At 36.7% G+C, this 19,543-nt stretch carries 17 protein-coding genes; 15 read left to right on the top strand and 2 right to left on the bottom strand.

Translation table 11 applies throughout. The features are described 5' to 3' along the window. Positions 1 to 335: 335 nt before the first annotated feature. Together NLJ82_RS25580 and wecB are read left to right on the top strand one after the other, a co-directional pair. Positions 336 to 1,706, top strand: coding sequence for a UDP-glucose dehydrogenase family protein (locus NLJ82_RS25580; protein WP_000287647.1), 1,371 nt, complete (start codon positions 336 to 338; stop codon positions 1,704 to 1,706). 74 nt (positions 1,707 to 1,780) lie between these two features. Then, positions 1,781 to 2,896 carry a non-hydrolyzing UDP-N-acetylglucosamine 2-epimerase gene (wecB, locus tag NLJ82_RS25575; RefSeq protein WP_000140134.1) on the top strand — a complete coding sequence of 372 codons (1,116 nt, stop codon included), beginning with the start codon at positions 1,781 to 1,783 and terminating at the stop codon, positions 2,894 to 2,896. A 33-nt stretch (positions 2,897 to 2,929) separates the two neighbouring features. Here wecB and NLJ82_RS25570 read toward each other — a convergent pair whose 3' ends face one another. Both NLJ82_RS25570 and NLJ82_RS25565 read right to left on the bottom strand, forming a co-directional pair. Next, positions 2,930 to 4,063 carry an LCP family protein gene (locus NLJ82_RS25570; protein ID WP_000392774.1) on the bottom strand — a complete coding sequence of 378 codons (1,134 nt, stop codon included), beginning with the start codon at positions 4,061 to 4,063 and terminating at the stop codon, positions 2,930 to 2,932. A 74-nt stretch (positions 4,064 to 4,137) separates the two neighbouring features. Then, complete coding sequence (locus NLJ82_RS25565) at positions 4,138 to 4,773, bottom strand: YigZ family protein (protein WP_000926695.1); 636 nt, start codon at positions 4,771 to 4,773, stop codon at positions 4,138 to 4,140. A gap of 239 nt (positions 4,774 to 5,012) precedes the next feature. On the opposite strand from NLJ82_RS25565, the gene NLJ82_RS25560 reads away from it, so the two are divergent. From NLJ82_RS25560 to NLJ82_RS25500, 13 genes are all read left to right on the top strand, one after another. Next, on the top strand, positions 5,013 to 5,855 hold the full coding sequence (locus NLJ82_RS25560; protein WP_000844764.1) for a DegV family protein: 843 nt from the start codon (positions 5,013 to 5,015) through the stop codon (positions 5,853 to 5,855). Positions 5,856 to 6,028: 173 nt separating this feature from the next. After that, positions 6,029 to 6,343, top strand: a complete 315-nt coding sequence (locus NLJ82_RS25555; RefSeq protein ID WP_000400857.1) for a winged helix-turn-helix transcriptional regulator — start codon at positions 6,029 to 6,031, stop codon at positions 6,341 to 6,343. 147 nt (positions 6,344 to 6,490) lie between these two features. Further along, positions 6,491 to 7,936, top strand: coding sequence for a C40 family peptidase (locus NLJ82_RS25550; protein WP_000499502.1), 1,446 nt, complete (start codon positions 6,491 to 6,493; stop codon positions 7,934 to 7,936). Positions 7,937 to 8,062: 126 nt separating this feature from the next. Further along, the gene (gene comFA / locus NLJ82_RS25545; protein ID WP_000900493.1) at positions 8,063 to 9,412 is read left to right on the top strand and encodes an ATP-dependent helicase ComFA; all 1,350 of its coding nucleotides are present in this window, start codon (positions 8,063 to 8,065) and stop codon (positions 9,410 to 9,412) included. Then, positions 9,412 to 10,116, top strand: coding sequence for a ComF family protein (locus NLJ82_RS25540; RefSeq protein WP_002028884.1), 705 nt, complete (start codon positions 9,412 to 9,414; stop codon positions 10,114 to 10,116). The genes comFA and NLJ82_RS25540 overlap by 1 nt, the downstream gene beginning before the upstream one ends. Before the next feature lie 126 nt (positions 10,117 to 10,242). Beyond that, entirely contained in the window at positions 10,243 to 10,440 is a 198-nt protein-coding gene (gene cspC, locus NLJ82_RS25535) for a cold shock protein CspC (protein ID WP_001162041.1), read from the top strand. A 320-nt stretch (positions 10,441 to 10,760) separates the two neighbouring features. Beyond that, the gene (gene hpf / locus NLJ82_RS25530; RefSeq protein ID WP_000671191.1) at positions 10,761 to 11,303 is read left to right on the top strand and encodes a ribosome hibernation-promoting factor, HPF/YfiA family; all 543 of its coding nucleotides are present in this window, start codon (positions 10,761 to 10,763) and stop codon (positions 11,301 to 11,303) included. Positions 11,304 to 11,579: 276 nt separating this feature from the next. After that, on the top strand, positions 11,580 to 14,087 hold the full coding sequence (secA, locus tag NLJ82_RS25525; protein WP_000579382.1) for a preprotein translocase subunit SecA: 2,508 nt from the start codon (positions 11,580 to 11,582) through the stop codon (positions 14,085 to 14,087). A gap of 144 nt (positions 14,088 to 14,231) precedes the next feature. Continuing rightward, positions 14,232 to 15,330 (top strand): peptide chain release factor 2 gene (prfB, locus tag NLJ82_RS25520; protein WP_096334510.1). Its coding sequence is split into 2 segments (ribosomal slippage): positions 14,232 to 14,303 and positions 14,305 to 15,330, totalling 1,098 coding nucleotides; the frame shifts between segments, so codons are not numbered across the junction. A 443-nt stretch (positions 15,331 to 15,773) separates the two neighbouring features. Then, entirely contained in the window at positions 15,774 to 16,097 is a 324-nt protein-coding gene (cccB, locus tag NLJ82_RS25515; RefSeq protein WP_000727968.1) for a cytochrome c551, read from the top strand. A 289-nt stretch (positions 16,098 to 16,386) separates the two neighbouring features. Next, entirely contained in the window at positions 16,387 to 17,073 is a 687-nt protein-coding gene (gene ftsE, locus NLJ82_RS25510) for a cell division ATP-binding protein FtsE (RefSeq protein WP_000594317.1), read from the top strand. Next, complete coding sequence (gene ftsX / locus NLJ82_RS25505) at positions 17,063 to 17,956, top strand: permease-like cell division protein FtsX (protein ID WP_000645018.1); 894 nt, start codon at positions 17,063 to 17,065, stop codon at positions 17,954 to 17,956. Before ftsE ends, ftsX begins: the two co-directional genes overlap by 11 nt. A gap of 118 nt (positions 17,957 to 18,074) precedes the next feature. Then, positions 18,075 to 19,511 (top strand): S41 family peptidase, encoded by a 1,437-nt coding sequence (locus NLJ82_RS25500; protein WP_000830291.1) that lies wholly within the window; start codon positions 18,075 to 18,077, stop codon positions 19,509 to 19,511. Positions 19,512 to 19,543: the final 32 nt, after the last annotated feature.

Genomic DNA, 19,543 nt, shown 5'->3' with positions numbered 1-19,543 from the left:
ATATGACAATGGTATACAGAATGTTGAATCGTTTGAGAAGGTTAATCGTATTGGGCTTTGGAATATGACATTTTCTCTTTCTCTTTAATAGCGAATAATTTTATTTCAATATTATAAGTGTTACACGTAGAAATGAGTAAGTTCCGTGTTAAAATATGGGAATTTTTCAAGCCTGAACGTGCAGCTTTAATCTCGGTAAAATTTCTATTGGTTTTATGGACAATATTTAATTTTACAAAAACTTAAAAAAGAATGAAGAATGCAATTCATATAATAAAGAAGTAAAAGAGTTTTCTCATTTTTAATGTGAGAGGGGGAAGCACAGGGGAAATTCTATGTATTCGTATATTTTCTATTGTATATTCCTGTGCGAAAAGGAAATGAAAATTACGATAATAGGTACCGGATACGTTGGATTGATTACAGGAGTAGGATTGGCAGTATTGGGACATTCGGTTACATGTTTTGATATAAATGATGAGAAAATTGAACGGATAAAACAAGGGGATCTGCCTATTTATGAAGCTGGCTTATATGAATTAATACATGATGCGTGTGAGAATAATCGTTTAACTTTTACAACAAGTAAAGAAGAAGCATTTTATGATGCAGAATTTATATTTATTGCAGTTGGAACGCCATCGTTATTAGATGGGACAGCAGATTTAACATATATTCAAAATGCATGTTTTGATATTGGAGCATATGCGACTAAAGACATTATTGTTGTTACAAAAAGTACTGTTCCTGTAGGGACGAATGGTGCTATGAGGGGATGGATTGAGGAGACATTACAAAATAGGCATGAATTACATATTGTATCGAATCCCGAATTTTTACGGGAGGGTTCAGGGATTTACGATTTTTTTCAGGGAAATCGTATTGTAATTGGAGCTGATAATGAGGAAGCGGCGCGAAAAGTTGAGAATTTATATAGTAAATTACATTTGCAAACGTATGTTACAGATATAAAAAGTGCAGAGATGATTAAATACGCATCGAATGCCTTTTTAGCGACAAAAATTAGTTTTATCAATGAAATTTCAAATATATGTGAGAAGGTAGGAGCTAATGTATTAGATGTTGCAAAAGGAATGGGAATGGATAAGAGAATTGGGTCGTCTTTTTTAAATGCGGGCATTGGTTACGGGGGATCGTGTTTTCCGAAAGATACGAAAGCGCTTGTGCAAATTGCAGGGAATGTGGCACATGATTTTCGTTTGTTAAAAGCCGTCATTGAAGTAAATAATAAACAACAGCTATTATTGATTGAGAAAGCGAAGAAAGTAATAAATATGAACAAGAAGCGGATTGCAGTGCTGGGAGCAGCATTTAAACCGAATACAGATGATATAAGAGAAGCACCGTCCCTTATTATGATACAAGAATTAATGAATATAGGTGCAGACATAGTGCTATATGACCCGAAGGCGATTCAAAATATGAAAAATATCTTTGGGGAGGCTATACAATATAGCGAATGTATAGATGAATCGATTAGAGGAGCGAGTGCGGCTTTTATCGTGACAGAGTGGGAGAGTATCCGGGCTTATCCGTTAGAAAAGTATGCCCAACTTATGAGAGAACCTATTTTATTTGACGGAAGGAATTGTTATACTGATGAGGATGTCAAGAAGCAAGAGATAGATTATTATTCTATTGGAAGAGAACGTATTTGTAAGAGGGATTTTTCCGTTATTCGTTAAAAAGGTATGTATTCATGTATATTCTTATATGTCATAATAGGATTTGTAACTAGTGAAAGAAAAGAGGCAATGAAATGACTGAACGTTTAAAAGTAATGACAATTTTCGGGACACGTCCAGAAGCAATTAAAATGGCACCTCTTGTATTAGAGTTGCAAAAGCATCCAGAGAAAATTGAATCAATTGTGACTGTAACAGCACAACATCGTCAAATGTTAGACCAAGTATTAAGTATCTTTGGAATTACACCAGATTTCGATTTGAATATTATGAAGGATCGCCAAACTTTAATCGATATTACAACGCGTGGTTTAGAAGGTTTGGATAAAGTAATGAAAGAAGCGAAGCCGGATATCGTACTTGTACATGGTGATACGACGACAACGTTTATCGCAAGCTTAGCTGCTTTCTATAATCAAATTCCAGTAGGTCATGTCGAGGCAGGACTTCGTACATGGGATAAATATTCTCCATACCCAGAAGAGATGAATCGTCAATTAACAGGTGTAATGGCAGATCTTCATTTCTCACCTACAGCAAAATCAGCAACGAACTTACAGAAAGAAAATAAAGATGAATCACGCATTTTCATAACAGGAAATACAGCGATTGACGCACTAAAAACGACTGTAAAAGAAACATATAGTCATCCTGTACTAGAGAAACTTGGAAGTGATCGTCTTGTACTTATGACAGCTCACCGTCGTGAAAACCTAGGAGAGCCAATGCGTAATATGTTCCGTGCAATTAAGCGTCTTGTTGATAAGCATGAAGACGTACAAGTTGTGTATCCGGTTCATATGAACCCTGTTGTTCGTGAAACTGCAAATGATATTTTAGGCGATCATGGCCGCATTCATTTAATTGAGCCGCTAGATGTAATTGATTTCCACAATGTTGCAGCTCGTTCATACTTAATGTTAACTGATTCTGGTGGTGTACAAGAGGAAGCTCCGTCACTTGGTGTACCGGTTCTTGTTCTTCGTGATACAACAGAGCGTCCAGAAGGTATTGAAGCAGGTACGTTGAAATTAGCGGGAACAGACGAAGAGACAATCTTTAGTCTTGCTGATGAGTTGTTATCAGACAAAGAAGCTCATGATAAGATGTCAAAAGCATCTAATCCGTACGGTGATGGTCGTGCATCAGAGCGTATTGTAGAAGCAATCTTAAAACATTTTAATAAATAAAAAAACAGCCAAATCGCATGCGATTTGGCTGTTTTATTGCTGATTTCTCATAATCCACTCTGCATGAGCATTCGTAGAAGGAGGGGGATCAGTTGGTGTTTTGTTCTGATTCTGATTCGTTTCTTTCTTCGCTTTCTCGTTAGAGTTCGAATTTGAAGAAGGAGTGGATTCCGTTTTTGTTGTTGAATTTTCTTGCGTGGTTACCTTTTCTCCTAGTTCTTTTTTAATTTCGTTACGTACTGCCTCAACACCGTTTGGATCTGGAAGGAAGTAATAAATACCACCTATTTTTTTGTCTTCTCCTTCAAGTTTGAGTGTTTGTATTGTGGAAGGATCAAACCCAGAAAGTTTCTTGTAAAGAGCAAGGCCATCAGAAATAGGAATGTCAGTTTTTATATATTTTCCAACGACTGCTGTCAAATCTTTAATTTTAAATACGGTAGAGGTGGAATTTAGTTTTTGAACAACAGCAGCTAGTAATTGTCTTTGTCTAGCAGCCCGGCCATAGTCGCCATTCGGATCTTGCTTTCGCATACGAACGTAAGCGAGTGCTTCTTCACCATTTAATTCTTGTTGTCCTTGCTTAAATTCGATTTTTTTGTAGTAATCCACGTCTGAACGCTCCCAAAAATCGAAGGGGACATCAACAGTAACACCGCCAACAGCATCAACAATACCTTTAAAGCCTTGGAAATCAATTTTAAGATAATGATCGACAGGCACTTTTAGAAAACCTTCGACAGTTTTGATTGCCATTTCTTCTCCGCCGTAAGCATGCGCAGCGTTAATTTTGTCCTCTTTATTCTTTCCGACAATTGGAACGCGACTATCACGAGGGATACTCATAAGCGAAATCTTTTGCGTTTTCGGATTGACTGTCGCAAACATTAATGAATCTGTACGACCGTTTTGACCGTCTGTTGCATAATCTTCTATACCCATAATAAGGAGTGTAAAAGGCTCCTTTGTAATTTCTACATCTTCGGTTCTTAAATCCGATTTTTCACGAGTAAAACCACTATACATCCCCATGAGAGAAGAGTAGGAATTTAATATATAAAGTCCTACACTGCCAAATAAAAATAAGAAAATAAGGAAGTAGAAAAACTTTCTTCTTCGTTTCTTTTTTATTCTGCTATTTTGGAGATGATAATAACGTTCTTCCATATATAATCTCCTTAGTTCATTTGTAGGAAAGTAATTCACTACATTAATCTTTAAAGGCGATACAGTATTTATTCTTAGATAACATCTTGTTCTAAGTACAACATATCTCCTTCTGTAATTGTACATTTCCCATTTGTTAATTCAATCATCCAATCCGTGAATGGTTGTTTTCCATCTTCTTCTACATACGTATCAAATGTGACATTTTCGAGGTAATGTATATCTTTAATGGCATATTTTGAATTGCGTAATTCATTTTCAATTTTGCCAAGTAATGTGTAATCAATTTCGGTCTGCATAACACGCATTAATTTTCGCTCGACAACACCGACATGATTAATGCCTTCGCTTGTACATTTTCCATATGCGCGAATTAATCCACCAGCGCCCAGTTTGATGCCACCAAAATAGCGGGTAACGACAACGACGGTATCTTTTAAACCGCGTTTTTTTAGTACCTCTAACATAGGTACGCCAGCTGTACCGCTAGGTTCACCATCATCATTTGCTTTTTGAATTTGATCTTGTTCGCCAATTAAATAAGCAGAACAATTATGTGTTGCATTCCAGTTTTGTTTTTTGATTTTTTGTATGAATTCTTGAGCCTCTTCTTCGGTTGTAGCACGACTAACATAACAGATGAATCTTGATTTTTGAATAACAATTTCGTGTTCACCGTAGTTTTTTATTGTTAAATATTGTAATAACACTTGTATACGCCCCTATCCATCAAAATGACTAGTACTTTACATTTTAAAAGCGGGCGTTTTTATATTCAAACATTTTTTATAAATAAGCTGAAATTTTTGATGAGTATTTTACCTTTTTGTTGTAATTTGTCGAGATGATAAGTATAATTTCAAACCCGCATTTTCATGTATGGATGCACCATTTTTAGTTTTCGTGTAAAATTAGGAAATAAAAACTTTTTTATAAGGCAGGTACGAAAATGAAAACAGCTATTGTTACTGATAGTACAGCATATATACCGAAGCATATTCGTGATGAACTCAATATATATATGATTCCATTAAACGTTGTGTTTGGAACGGAATCTTATCAAGAAGAAGCTGAAATTTCAGCAGATGATTTTTATGTAAAAGTACGTGAGCAAGAAGAGCTTCCGAAAACTTCTCAACCAGCAATCGGAAAGTTTGTTGAGCTATATGAAGAATTATCTAAGGATTATGATGCAGTTATTAGCATTCATCTTTCAAGTGGGATTAGTGGTACATATCAAACGTCAACGACAGCTGGTCAAATGGTAGAGGGTATTGATGTATATACGTACGACTCTGAAATTAGTTGTGAAGTACAAGGATTCTACGTGCGTGAAGGTGCAAAGCTAGCAAGCGAAGGGAAGGATCCAAAAGAGATTATCGCCCGTTTTGATGAAATGAAGAAAACGATGGACGCTTATTTTGTAGTAGATGATTTACACCATTTACAACGTGGAGGCCGATTAAATAGTGCGCAAGCTTTCATCGGTAGTCTGTTACAAGTAAAGCCGGTTTTATATTTTAGAGACAAAATCATTATCCCGTTTGAAAAGATTCGTACGCGTAAAAAAGCGTTAAAACGTATCATTGAAATTTTTGATGAGCAAGCAAGTAAAGGTGTACCTATGGAAGCAGTTATCATTCATGCACAACGTGAAGAGGAAGCGAATGAATGGAAGGCAGAATTAGAAGCAAAATATCCTCATGTTACAATCCGCACAGGTTATTTCGGTGCTGTAATTGGAACGCATTTAGGTGAAGGTGCACTAGGTCTTGGATGGTATACGAAGTAATAAAGATATAAAAAGCTCTCTTTCGGAAGAGGGTTTTTTTACGGATATTTTACGTGAAGTTGACAAGTTAATATTTGGAAATGGTAAAATGTACGTAAAATAAAATAATGAGGAAAGTTTTATAACTTACTTTTTACAAGAAACTATATTATAATAGAAGAGAGGTGAAACATATGGAGCATAATTCTTGTTTATGTCCAAAGTTTGAGTCAGCTTTTACTTTGCTTAGTAAGAAATGGACTGGCTTAATTATTAAATCTTTGCTGGAAGAGTCAAAACGTTTTAGAGAAATCGCAGATATTATACCGAATATGAGCGATCGTATGTTATCAGAGCGTTTAAAGGAATTGGAAAGCGAAGGCATTGTAGTTCGTAATGTTTATCCAGAAGTACCAGTTCGAATCGAGTACGGCTTAACGGACAAGGGAAAAGCGTTAGAAAGTGTTATGGATGAAGTCCAAAATTGGGCTGAGAAATGGATGAAATAACGTTTTGATTTCATCCGTATTAGTATATTTAATAAAACGTAAGGGAAACCTTGCGTTTTTTTCTTTGCTTATAAAAACCTTTTAAAACTCTACACATATATACAAAAATATGCATATTTTGCGATAGTGTTACATATAATATTACATTTGTTTTACAAAAGCGTAACATTAGCAAAAAAAATCCCGAATTATGGTATAAATTTTATAGGTTATATACGGAAAAAGAAAAAAGAAAGCGGTGTAAAAAATAAAATGAAAAAGCTAAAAATGGCATCTTGCGCATTAGTGGCAGGGTTAATGTTTTCAGGACTAACACCAAATGTATTTGCTGAAGATAAAATTTCTGACGTGAAATCACAAATTAATACACAAAATGACACTTTACATAAACAACAACAAGAACGTGATGAATTACAAAAACAAATGAATGACTTAAACAAAACAATTCAAGGTTTAGATAAGTCTGTTCAAGAGAATGCTGCAAAGCTTGATGAAACAACGAAAAAAGTTGCGGACACTGAGCAATTAATCGAAAAGAAAAATAAAGATATTGCAGAATTACAAACGAAAATTGCAAAACGTGAGGAGTTATTAAGAAAACGTTTAGTTGCACTTCAAGAGCAACCAAACACAAACGTTGTAACAGAAGTTCTTGTAAACTCTAAAAATCTTGCAGATTTAGTTGATCGTTTAAATTCAGTTTCTAAAATTCTTGAGTCTGACGAAGACATCATGAAAACACAACAAGAAGATCAAGCGAACGTGAAAAAAGATGTTGAAACGGTAAAAACAAAGCAAAAAGAATTAAAAGAAGCACAAGCTCAAATTGAAACTGCTAAAAAAGAACTTGATGTTGAAAAAGCGAAAAAAGCAGCGGCAGTAAACGATTTAAGCGGTAAAATGGATACAGTTGTAACTTCAATGACAAGTACGGAAGAACAATTGAAGGAGCTTGAACAACAGGCATTAAAATTACAGCAAATTGCTGAAAAAGAAGCACAAGAAAAAGCAGCACAAGAAGTTGCTGCTCAAAAACAAGCAGAACAAGCTGCACAACAAGCACAAGCACAAGCTCCAGCACAACCGTCACAGGCTCCAGCTCAGCCAGCACAAACACAAGCAGAGCCGGCAGCTCCAGCAAACAATGACGGACAAGATAAAAAAGAAGAGCCTAAGAAAAAAGAAGAGAAAAAAGCAACACCAGCCCCAGTAGTACCAGCTGACAATGGTGGCGGAAGACAAGATGTTGTTGAAAAAGCTAAAGGCTTAGTAGGTTTAAAATACGTATGGGGTAGTGCGTCAATTTCAAATGGTGGATTTGACTGCAGTGGTTTAATCTCTTATGTTTACGGTTTAGGTCGTCAAGATACTAGAGGTTTATGGAACTCTGTACAAAAGATTAGCCCATCTGAAGCAAAACCAGGAGATCTTATCTTCTTACAAGGTACTTACAGAGCAGGCGTATCTCACGTTGGTATTTATATTGGTGGCGGTCAAATGATCCATGCTGCTGATGAATCAACAGGTGTTACTTACGGTAGCGTAAATAGCTCTTACAACCAAAAGCATTTCTTAGGTTACGGTAGATTATAGGATTATAATTGAATAAAAAACGTGTATAAAGTCGATAGCTTACTATTTTATAAGTAGGTTATCGGCTTTTTTGCGTTTTTACGAGATTATAAGAAAGGCTTATAGTAGTGCTGGAGGTGATTGCTAATGCTTGGTGGAAAACAGTTGCTATTAGAAGAACTCTCTTCAGATTTACGGAGAGAATTAAGTGATTTGAAAAAGAGGGGAGAGGTTGTATGTGTACAAGGTATAACGAAGAATACTTCTAAATATATATGTCAGCGCTGCGGAAATATAGAGCAGCGGCTATTTGCATCATTTTTATGTAAAAGGTGCGGTAAAGCATGCGCGTATTGCCGGAAGTGTATCACGATGGGGAGAGTTAGTGAATGTGCTGTACTTGTTCGCGGAATTCATGAAAGAAACGGAGACAGGGAGCTAAATCCATTACAGTGGAATGGGGCTTTATCGATTGGTCAGGAGTTGGCGGCGCAAGGAGTTATAGAAGCGATTAAGCAGAAAGAATCTTTTTTTATTTGGGCTGTGTGCGGGGCTGGAAAAACAGAAATGTTATTTTACGGTATAGAAGAGGCGCTCCAAAAAGGAGAAAGAGTGTGTATCGCAACGCCAAGGACGGACGTTGTACTGGAATTAGCGCCGAGATTACAAGAAGTGTTTCCAAGTATAACTGTAGCTGCTTTATACGGAGGGAGTGTAGATCATAAAAAAGATGCAGCGTTAGTCGTTGCAACGACTCACCAACTGTTACGTTACTATAGAGCGTTTCATGTGATGATTGTAGATGAGATTGATGCCTTCCCGTATCATGCGGATCAAATGTTACAGTATGCAGTTAGGCAAGCAATGAAAGAGAAAGCAGCGCGTATTTATTTAACTGCAACCCCTGATGAAAAATGGAAGCGTAATTTCAGAAAGGGGAAACAAAAAGGTGTTATTGTGTCAGGACGATACCATCGTCACCCGTTACCAGTTCCTCTATTTAGTTGGTGCGGAAATTGGAAGAAAAGCCTCCATCATAAAAAAATTCCTCGCGTGTTACTACAATGGTTAAAAATGAACTTAAACAAAAAGTATCCTATTTTTTTATTTGTTCCTCATGTGCGATATATAGAAGAAATAAGTCAGTTGTTGAAAGGGTTGGATAATAGAATCGATGGCGTGCATGCAGAAGATTCGATGAGAAAAGAAAAAGTAGCATCTTTCAGAAAGGGAGACATTCCGTTATTAGTTACAACGACAATTTTAGAAAGAGGAGTAACTGTGAAGAACTTACAAGTGGCTGTGTTAGGAGCTGAAGAAGAAATTTTTTCAGAGAGTGCGCTCGTACAAATTGCAGGCCGAGCGGGGCGTAGTTTTGAAGAGCCATATGGTGAGGTTATGTATTTTCATTACGGTAAGACAGAGGCAATGGTACGCGCGAAAAAACATATTCAAAGTATGAACAAAAATGCGAAAGAACAAGGATTGATCGATTAATGCATTGTTTACTTTGTGATGAGTATATGGTGGAAACAGTTAGTTGGTACACCTTCTTTGTAAGGTCCCCAAAAAAATATGTATGTGATAGATGTGAGCAAAAACTTTCCTATATTATAGGAGGAATTTGCATGGATTGTGGTCGTCCTTTAGATGACTTACCTACTCGATATAAAGAAAATGACATTTGCATGGACTGTGTAAGATGGAGGAATGAGGAAGGATATCGTCCTTTTAAAAATCGTTCGTTGTACGTGTACAATGATGATATGAAAGGTATACTAGCGCAATTTAAGTTTCGAGGTGATGCGGAGTTAGTTCGTATTTTTTATCAATCTTTTCGGGAGTTATTTCAAAAGTATTTTACGGACGTTTCAACCGTTATTGCTGTTCCGCTTAGTAGGGAACGGGAATATGAACGAGGTTTTAATCAAGCAGAGTTATTAGCAGCTTGTTTGCCTGTCAAAAATTTTTATTCATCATTAAGAAGGAAGGAAACAGAAAAGCAAAGTAAGAAGTCGCGTAAAGAAAGGCTTTCGGGAAGTAATCCTTTTTATTTTCAGAGAGAAGAGATGTTTCATGGACAACATATTTTACTTGTTGATGATGTATATACGACAGGAATTACAGTGAGACAAATTGGAAGTCTTTTCTATGATAAAGGAGCAAGCGAAGTTTCTAGTTTGACGCTCTGTAGAAGTTGATCTGTAACTGTCGAAAGAGATAATAAAAAGACGATAAGTCTTCTTTGACTTCGTAAGTTGTCATTCGTTATAGTGAAATTATGGGGCAAATGCCCTGATTTTTAGAGTGAAGGGAATGGAATGAACATGCAAGGAAGAGTAAAATGGTTCAATGCAGAAAAGGGATTTGGGTTTATTGAGCGTGAAGACGGTGATGATGTGTTTGTTCATTTTTCTGCTATTCAACAAGATGGATATAAGTCATTAGAAGAAGGGCAACAAGTTGAGTTTGATATTGTAGAGGGAGCACGTGGACCACAAGCAGCTAATGTTGTAAAACTGTAGGTATATTGTTTTTGGGAAGAGAAAGCTGCGTTTGTGGCAACGTTATATATATGGTAGAACCTCTTGTTTTTTGCAAGGGGTTTTTGTTATGAATGGAGTTGTCAAAAAGTTGTTTCTTTTCTGTAACGAATTGTCCACAGTTATATTCGTTATTCACGATGTTAATAGGATAAAATAAAGATAGAAACGATGCATCTTTTCATTTCAACAAAAAACGATAAAAAAATCGCAATTCCACTAATTTTTTTAAAAAAGTTAGAAGGAGTTTTTAAGCCGGTGTCGAAATTATAGTACATAGGCTTGAAAGGAGGAATTCATCTATGAAATTCAACATTCGTGGTGAAAATATTGAAGTAACTCCAGCATTAAAGGAATATGTAGAGAAAAAACTAAGTAAGTTAGAGCGTTATTTTGATACATTCCCAGAGATTAAAGTTAATTTAAAAGTATACTCTGACAAGCAACGTGTCGAGGTAACAATTCCATTTACTGATTTATTACTTCGTGCAGAAGAAACTAATAGTGATATGTACGCTGCTATCGATTTAGTAGTTGATAAACTTGAGCGACAAATTCGTAAACATAAAACAAAAGTAAATCGTAAGTTACGTGAGAAAGGTTCTATGAAAACGAACTTTATCCTTCCAGAAGCAGTAGCTGTCCTGGATGAGGTAGAAGAGGATCAACTGGAACTTGTACGTACAAAACGATTCGATTTAAAACCGATGGACGTTGAAGAAGCGATCTTACAAATGGATATGCTAGGACATAATTTCTTCGTCTTCACAAATGCTGATACAAATGAAACTAATGTTGTATATGGCCGTAAAGATGGGAAATATGGTTTAATCGAAACTAAATAATAATTCAAAAGCGCAGCCGAAATGGCTGCGCTTTTTTTTGCTGAAAATAGATTTTTTTTAAAAGTTTTCTTAATTTAGAACGAGACATTCGGCCGATTGTTGTCATAGTTATAAGACAAGTGTTACAATTATCATTAGGTATATACATTTTAGTTTTTTTAATTAGGAGAAAAATTGGCATAACATACATTTGATTCTTATAACGACTGATTGTAATAGAGAAAAAGAAAAAACAATCGGAAGTTTTATTTTAATAAAAAGAGGAGCGTATTTCCTATGATCGGTATTTTAAAAAAGGTGTTTGATGTAAATCAACGCCAAATTAAACGTATGCAGAAAACAGTTGAGCAAATTGATGCATTAGAGTCATCTATTAAGCCATTAACTGATGAACAATTAAAAGGGAAGACGCTTGAATTTAAAGAACGTCTAACAAAAGGTGAAACAGTAGATGATTTACTACCTGAAGCTTTTGCGGTTGTTCGTGAAGCTGCGACTCGTGTTCTTGGAATGCGTCCGTATGGTGTACAGTTAATGGGTGGTATTGCCTTACATGAAGGGAATATTTCTGAGATGAAAACGGGTGAAGGTAAAACGTTAACATCTACATTACCTGTATATTTAAATGCTTTAACAGGAAAAGGTGTTCACGTTGTTACAGTCAATGAATATTTAGCACAACGTGATGCGAGCGAAATGGGACAACTTCATGAGTTCCTAGGATTAACAGTAGGAATTAATTTAAACAGTATGTCACGCGAAGAGAAACAAGAGGCTTATGCTGCTGATATTACGTATAGCACAAATAACGAGCTTGGATTCGATTACTTACGTGACAACATGGTTTTATATAAAGAGCAGTGCGTTCAACGCCCACTGCACTTTGCTATTATCGATGAAGTCGATTCTATCTTAGTCGATGAAGCGCGTACGCCACTTATTATTTCTGGACAAGCTCAAAAATCAACAGAGCTGTACATGTTTGCAAATGCATTCGTTCGTACGTTAGAAAATGAAAAAGATTATTCATTTGATGTGAAGACGAAAAATGTAATGTTAACAGAAGATGGTATTACGAAAGCGGAGAAAGCTTTCCATATTGAAAACTTATTTGATTTAAAACATGTAGCGCTTCTTCACCATATTAATCAGGCACTTCGTGCGCACGTTGTTATGCATCGTGATACAGATTATGTTGTACAAGAAGGCGAAATCGTAATTGTAGACCAATTTACTGGTCGTCTTATGAAAGGTCGTCGTTATAGCGAAGGGTTACACCAAGCTATCGAGGCAAAAGAAGGCGTAGAAATTCAAAATGAAAGTATGACGCTTGCGACAATTACATTCCAGAACTACTTCCGTATGTACGAAAAGTTATCTGGTATGACTGGTACAGCGAAAACAGAGGAAGAGGAATTCCGTAACATTTATAATATGAACGTTATCGTAATTCCAACGAACAAACCGATTATTCGTGATGACCGTGCAGATTTAATCTTCAAATCAATGGAAGGTAAATTTAATGCTGTTGTTGAGGATATTGTAAATCGTCATAAACAAGGGCAACCAGTTCTTGTCGGTACAGTTGCGATCGAAACGTCAGAACTTATTTCAAAAATGTTAACGCGTAAAGGTGTACGTCATAACATCTTAAATGCAAAAAACCATGCGCGTGAAGCGGATATCATTGCAGAAGCAGGTATAAAAGGCGCTGTAACGATTGCGACGAACATGGCAGGTCGTGGTACAGATATTAAGCTTGGAGACGATGTGAAAAACGTTGGTTTAGCCGTTATCGGTACAGAGCGTCACGAAAGTCGTCGTATTGATAACCAGTTACGTGGTCGTGCTGGTCGTCAAGGGGACCCAGGTGTTACGCAGTTCTACTTATCAATGGAAGATGAACTAATGCGTCGCTTCGGTTCTGATAATATGAAAGCGATGATGGATCGCCTTGGTATGGATGATTCTCAGCCAATCGAAAGTAAAATGGTTTCTCGTGCAGTAGAATCTGCGCAAAAACGTGTAGAAGGAAATAACTATGATGCACGTAAGCAGTTACTACAATATGATGATGTACTTCGTCAGCAACGTGAAGTTATTTACAAACAGCGTCAAGAGGTAATGGAGTCTGAGAACTTACGCGGTATTATTGAAGGTATGATGAAATCTACAGTAGAGCGTGCGGTTGCACTTCATACACAAGAGGAAATTGAAGAAGATTGGAACATTAAAGGTCTTGTTGACTACTTAAATACAAACCTTCTGCAAGAAGGAGATGTGAAAGAAGAAGAATTACGTCGCCTTGCTCCAGAGGAAATGAGCGAGCCAATTATCGCGAAATTAATAGAGCGTTACAACGAAAAAGAGAAGCTTATGCCAGAAGAGCAAATGCGTGAGTTCGAAAAAGTTGTTGTATTCCGTGTTGTAGATACGAAATGGACAGAGCATATCGATGCGATGGATCACCTTCGTGAAGGTATTCATTTACGTGCTTACGGTCAAATTGATCCACTTCGTGAGTATCAAATGGAAGGGTTCGCAATGTTCGAATCAATGATTGCTTCTATTGAAGAGGAAATTTCTCGTTACATTATGAAAGCTGAAATTGAACAAAACTTAGAGCGTCAAGAAGTTGTTCAAGGTGAAGCTGTTCACCCATCTAGCGATGGCGAAGAGGCGAAGAAAAAACCAGTTGTAAAAGGTGACCAAGTGGGCCGCAACGATTTATGTAAATGTGGTAGTGGTAAAAAATATAAAAACTGCTGTGGCATTGGGAAGTAATATAGGGCGGTAGCCCAGGCTGCTTTGCAAACTTTTACATCAAAAATGTATAATTAAGAAGGATTAAACTCTCTCCGTCATAAGTGGAGAGAGTTTCCCTTGTTTTCATGCGAAAGTAACAGCAATTACATAGAGGTGAAGGAAATGGAATTAGTAGAAATTAGACAGGAATTAGAGAAAATGGCTAAGAGATTAGCGGCTTTTAGGGGGTCTCTTTGACCTCCCTACTAAGGAGAAACAAATTGCAGAATTAGAAGAAAAAATGATGGGCGCAGGATTTTGGGATGACCAACAAGGCGCACAAGCTGTCATTAACGAAGCAAATGCGTTAAAAGATATGGTTGGGAGTTTCCGTCAGTTAGATGAGACATTCGAAAATTTAGAAATAACGCATGAACTTTTAAAAGAAGAGTATGATGAAGATTTACATGAGGAGCTTGAATCAGAAGTAAAAGGCTTAATTCAAGAAATGAATGAGTATGAGCTTCAGTTACTATTAAGTGATCCTTATGATAAAAATAACGCCATTTTAGAATTACACCCAGGTGCAGGTGGAACAGAGTCACAAGACTGGGGTTCTATGTTATTACGTATGTACACACGTTGGGCTGAAAAACGTGGGTTTAAAGTAGAAACTGTTGACTACTTACCAGGTGATGAAGCTGGTATTAAGAGCGTTACTTTATTAATTAAAGGTCATAACGCTTACGGTTATTTAAAAGCTGAGAAAGGTGTGCATCGTCTTGTACGTATTTCACCATTCGATTCTTCAGGCCGTCGTCATACATCGTTCGTATCTTGTGAAGTTGTACCTGAATTCAATGATGAAGTTGAAATTGAAATACGTACAGAAGACTTGAAAATTGATACGTATCGTGCAAGTGGAGCAGGTGGACAGCACGTCAATACGACAGATTCAGCAGTTCGTATTACGCATACACCGACAAATACGGTTGTAACGTGTCAGTCAGAGCGTTCTCAAATTAAAAACCGTGAGCATGCGATGAAAATGTTAAAAGCGAAATTATATCAAAAGAAATTAGAAGAGCAACAAGCGGAGTTAGATGAAATTCGCGGAGAACAAAAAGAAATCGGATGGGGTAGCCAAATCCGTTCTTACGTATTCCACCCATATTCTCTTGTGAAAGACCACCGTACAAATACAGAGGTCGGTAATGTGCAAGCAGTTATGGATGGAGAAATTGATCCGTTTATTGATGCTTACTTACGTTCTCGCATCTAATAAGCTAAGTGAAAAAAAGCCAACAAAATTGTTGGCGCACGTTGAGGATATAGAGGACATAAAGAGTGCTATTTTATTTATATGGATGAAGTACAGAGGAAGAGAAGTTGGAAACGACAACTTCTCTTTTTGATGGGATTATATGTAGCATACAATGTTGTATATTGTTTTGTAAAAAGTAGAAAATAGTAAAACAGATTGGCAATAGAGTAAGGCTTTCTACAGAATTTTTCTAAATTCCCGTTCAAAAAGAATCCTTTATAGAAGTTTATAAGTTGTTCACAGAATTGAAACAACTTATAAAAGCTTTATATCATTAGGGTTCTCACTTTATTTTTGAAGAATATGAAATACACCTTAGTTTTTCTATATAAAGATAATGCTTATAATGAAAATGAGTGTGTTAGGAATGAAAAGAATATCAACAATGGGGAGCGATAGAAGTGAAAAAGAAATTATTGGCTATTGCGCTAGGAACATCAGTCGTTTTTGCTTTAGGAGCGTGTGGAAATAAAGAAGAGAGTAAGCCTTCGAACCAGTCTGCAAGTACAGACAGTGCAGAACAAATTTTCCAAAGAAGTTGTGCTGGGTGTCACGCAACAGATTTATCAGGAGCAACTGGACCTGATTTAAGAAAAGTAGGCGGGAAGTACGACGCTGCAGATATCGAAGAAATTATTAAAAAAGGTCGCGGTTCAATGTCGCCAGGACTTATTCAAGGTGAAGATGCGAAAAAAGTAGCTGAGTGGTTAGCTGAACATAAATAAAAAGGGGTAAAATGGACGAGTTGATTCATATAATCAACTCGTTTCCCTTTTTTTGGAATGTAACATAACTGTAACAAAAATGTATCCAAACTGGAAACCGTTTGATGTTACAATGAGGTTTGTAGAATTTTGCTGAAATATATTACATAGAGTAGTATTGCTTAGAAAAAGAGTATAAGTAGACTACCTTCAACAAGAGTGGTTTAAAAGAGAATAAAGGTTTAGCTTTTATTTTCAAATGTACAGAAAAGTATTTCGAAAAAAATCATTAAGTATTGGGTGATAAATAATGATAAAAATGACGAATGTTTATAAGGAGTACCCGAATGGTATGAAAGCCATTGCTGGTCTCACAGTTAACATTAAACAAGGCGAGTTTGTATACGTAGTTGGACCGAGTGGAGCCGGAAAATCTACATTTATTAAAATGATGTATCGTGAAGAGAAGCCATCTACAGGATCAATTAATGTAAATGGTCTTACTATCGAGTCATTAGCAGAAAGAGACGTTCCATATTTCCGTCGTCAATTAGGCGTGATTTTCCAAGACTTTAAATTACTACCTAAATTAACGGTATATGAGAATGTTGCGTTTGCCTTAGAAGTAATTGAAGAAGAGCCAGATGCAATCCGTGAGCGTGTAACAGAAGTGTTAGGTCTTGTAGGTCTTGAAGATCGTGCAGACGCACTTCCAAGCGAACTTTCAGGCGGGGAGCAGCAACGTGTTGCGATTGCGAGAGCAATTGTTAATAGACCAAAGGTTGTAATTGCCGATGAGCCAACAGGTAACTTAGATATTGAAACAGCTCTTGATATTATGAAGATTTTCAAGCGCATTAATGAGCGTGGTACAACGATCGTTATGGCGACACATAACGCAGATATCGTAAATACAATCCGTCATCGTGTAATCGCGATTGAAGGCGGAAAAATTGTTCGAGATGAGATGGAGGGAGGATACGGATATGAAGGCTAAGACCCTTAGTCGACATTTGCGAGAAGGTGTAAAGAATCTATCACGTAACGGATGGATGACGTTTGCTTCTGTTAGTGCAGTAACAGTTACATTATTACTTGTAGGTGTCTTTTTAACAGCGATTATGAATATGAACCATTTTGCGACGAAAGTAGAGCAAGATGTAGAAATTCGTGTACACATTGATCCAGCAGCAAAAGAAGCTGATCAAAAGAAATTAGAAGATGATATGAGTAAGATTGCAAAAGTAGACTCTATTAAATATTCTTCTAAAGAAGAAGAGTTAAAACGTTTAATTAAAAGCTTAGGCGATAGCGGAAAGACATTTGAGTTATTTGAACAAGATAACCCACTTAAAAACGTATTCGTTGTAAAAGCAAAAGAACCAACAGATACAGCAACAATTGCGAAAAAGATTGAAAAAATGCAGTTTGTAAGTAATGTTCAGTACGGAAAAGGGCAAGTTGAACGATTATTTGATACTGTAAAAACTGGTCGTAACATCGGGATTGTGTTAATTGCTGGTCTTTTATTCACAGCGATGTTCTTAATCTCTAATACAATTAAAATTACAATTTATGCTCGTAGTACAGAAATCGAAATTATGAAACTTGTAGGTGCAACAAACTGGTTTATTCGTTGGCCGTTCTTATTAGAGGGATTATTCCTAGGAGTATTAGGATCAATTATTCCAATTGGCTTAATTCTAGTTACGTATAATTCGTTGCAAGGTGTGTTTAACGAAAAACTTGGCGGAACAATTTTCGAACTTCTACCATACAACCCATTCGTATTCCAATTAGCTGGTTTACTAGTGTTAATCGGGGCTTTAATCGGTATGTGGGGAAGTGTAATGTCAATTCGTCGCTTCTTAAAAGTATAAAAAGTTGCAAACATAATTCGTACAAGCTTATCATATAGTAGAAATAGGTAAAGGCATCACACACTGTGTGATGCCTTTTGCTACACCACCTGTGTGTTTTGGAAAGGGGAATTCCGCATTGAAACGTAGAGTTGCAATTATTGGAATGGTTGTTGCATTTTTAATTGGTGCTGGCGGAATGTTTGCGGGTATGTCTTTATTTGGGGTTAACCCAGCAGAAGTAACGCAAACAATTTCGAATGGAAACGCTAGCACTGCGCAAGGGAGTTTGGCAAAAATTAATGAGGCGTATGCACTAATTGATTCACGTTATGTGGAAGACGTGAAAGATGAAAAATTAGTCGAAGGTGCAATACAAGGCATGTTGTCTACGCTGAAGGACCCTTATTCCACGTATATGGATAAAGAAACGGCTAAACAGTTTAGTGAATCGCTTGATCCCGAGTTAGAAGGGATTGGGGCTGAGGTGAACAAAACGGACGGTAAGCTTATTATCGTATCTCCAATTAAAGGCTCACCAGCAGAAAAGATTGGAATTAAACCGAATGACCAAATTTTATCTGTAGATGGAAATAGTGTGAAAGATTTATCACGTGAAGAAGCAGTATTAAAGATTCGTGGTAAAAAAGGAACGACTGTTGCGATTGAAATTAAGCGTGCAGGAGTAGCTGATCCGATTGTATTTAAAATTAAGCGTGAAAAAATTCCAATCTTCACAGTGTTTAGCTCTGTGAAACAAGAGAGTGGAAAAGATATCGGTTATATGCAAATCACTTCTTTTGCTGAAAATACAGCGAAAGAATTTAAGGATCAGTTAAAAGAGTTAGAGAAGAAAAACATAAAAGGCTTAGTTATTGACGTACGTGGTAATCCAGGTGGCTACTTAAATAGTGTAGAAGAGATACTAGGAGAAATTATGACGGATAAAAAGCCGATGCTACAAGTAGAGCAAAGAAATGGTGAGAAGAAGAAATTCTCTACGGAACTAAAAGAGAGAAAGCCATATCCAATTTCAGTATTAATTGATAATGGAAGTGCTTCTGCTTCAGAGATTTTAGCGGGTGCGCTAAAAGAGGGAGAAGGATACGATTTAATTGGTGAAAAAACGTTTGGCAAAGGTACTGTTCAGCAAGCTGTTCCATTTAAAGATGGTAGCAATATCAAATTAACGATGTTCAAATGGTTAACACCGGATGGAAACTGGATTCATAAAAAAGGAATCAAGCCAACTGTAGAAGTGAAACAACCAGATTATTATCATGCGACACCAATTCAAATTGAAAAGACACTTTCATACAATGCAAATGATGTACAAGTAAAACATGCCCAAGAAATGCTTAAGAGTTTAGGGTATGTACCAGGACGTGAAGATGGCTACTTTAGTAAAGAGACAGAATCAGCCCTGAAAGCATTCCAAAATGCGAATAAGATGGAAGCGACAGGACAGCTCGACAAAAAGACAGCTGAGGCGATTCAAACGAAAATTATTGAAAAAATCCGTTCTGGAGAAAATGATCTACAATTACAGTCAGCATTAAAATTAATGGCGAAATAAAAAGAAATACAGGCAGTTTGCTGCCTGTATTT

Source organism: Bacillus paranthracis, from assembly GCF_024296885.1.
In the GTDB taxonomy this organism is placed as follows: Bacteria; Bacillota; Bacilli; order Bacillales; family Bacillaceae_G; genus Bacillus_A; species Bacillus_A paranthracis.
The sequence above is the reverse complement of the archived record's forward strand: the minus strand, read 5'-3'. Positions and strand labels throughout refer to the sequence as shown.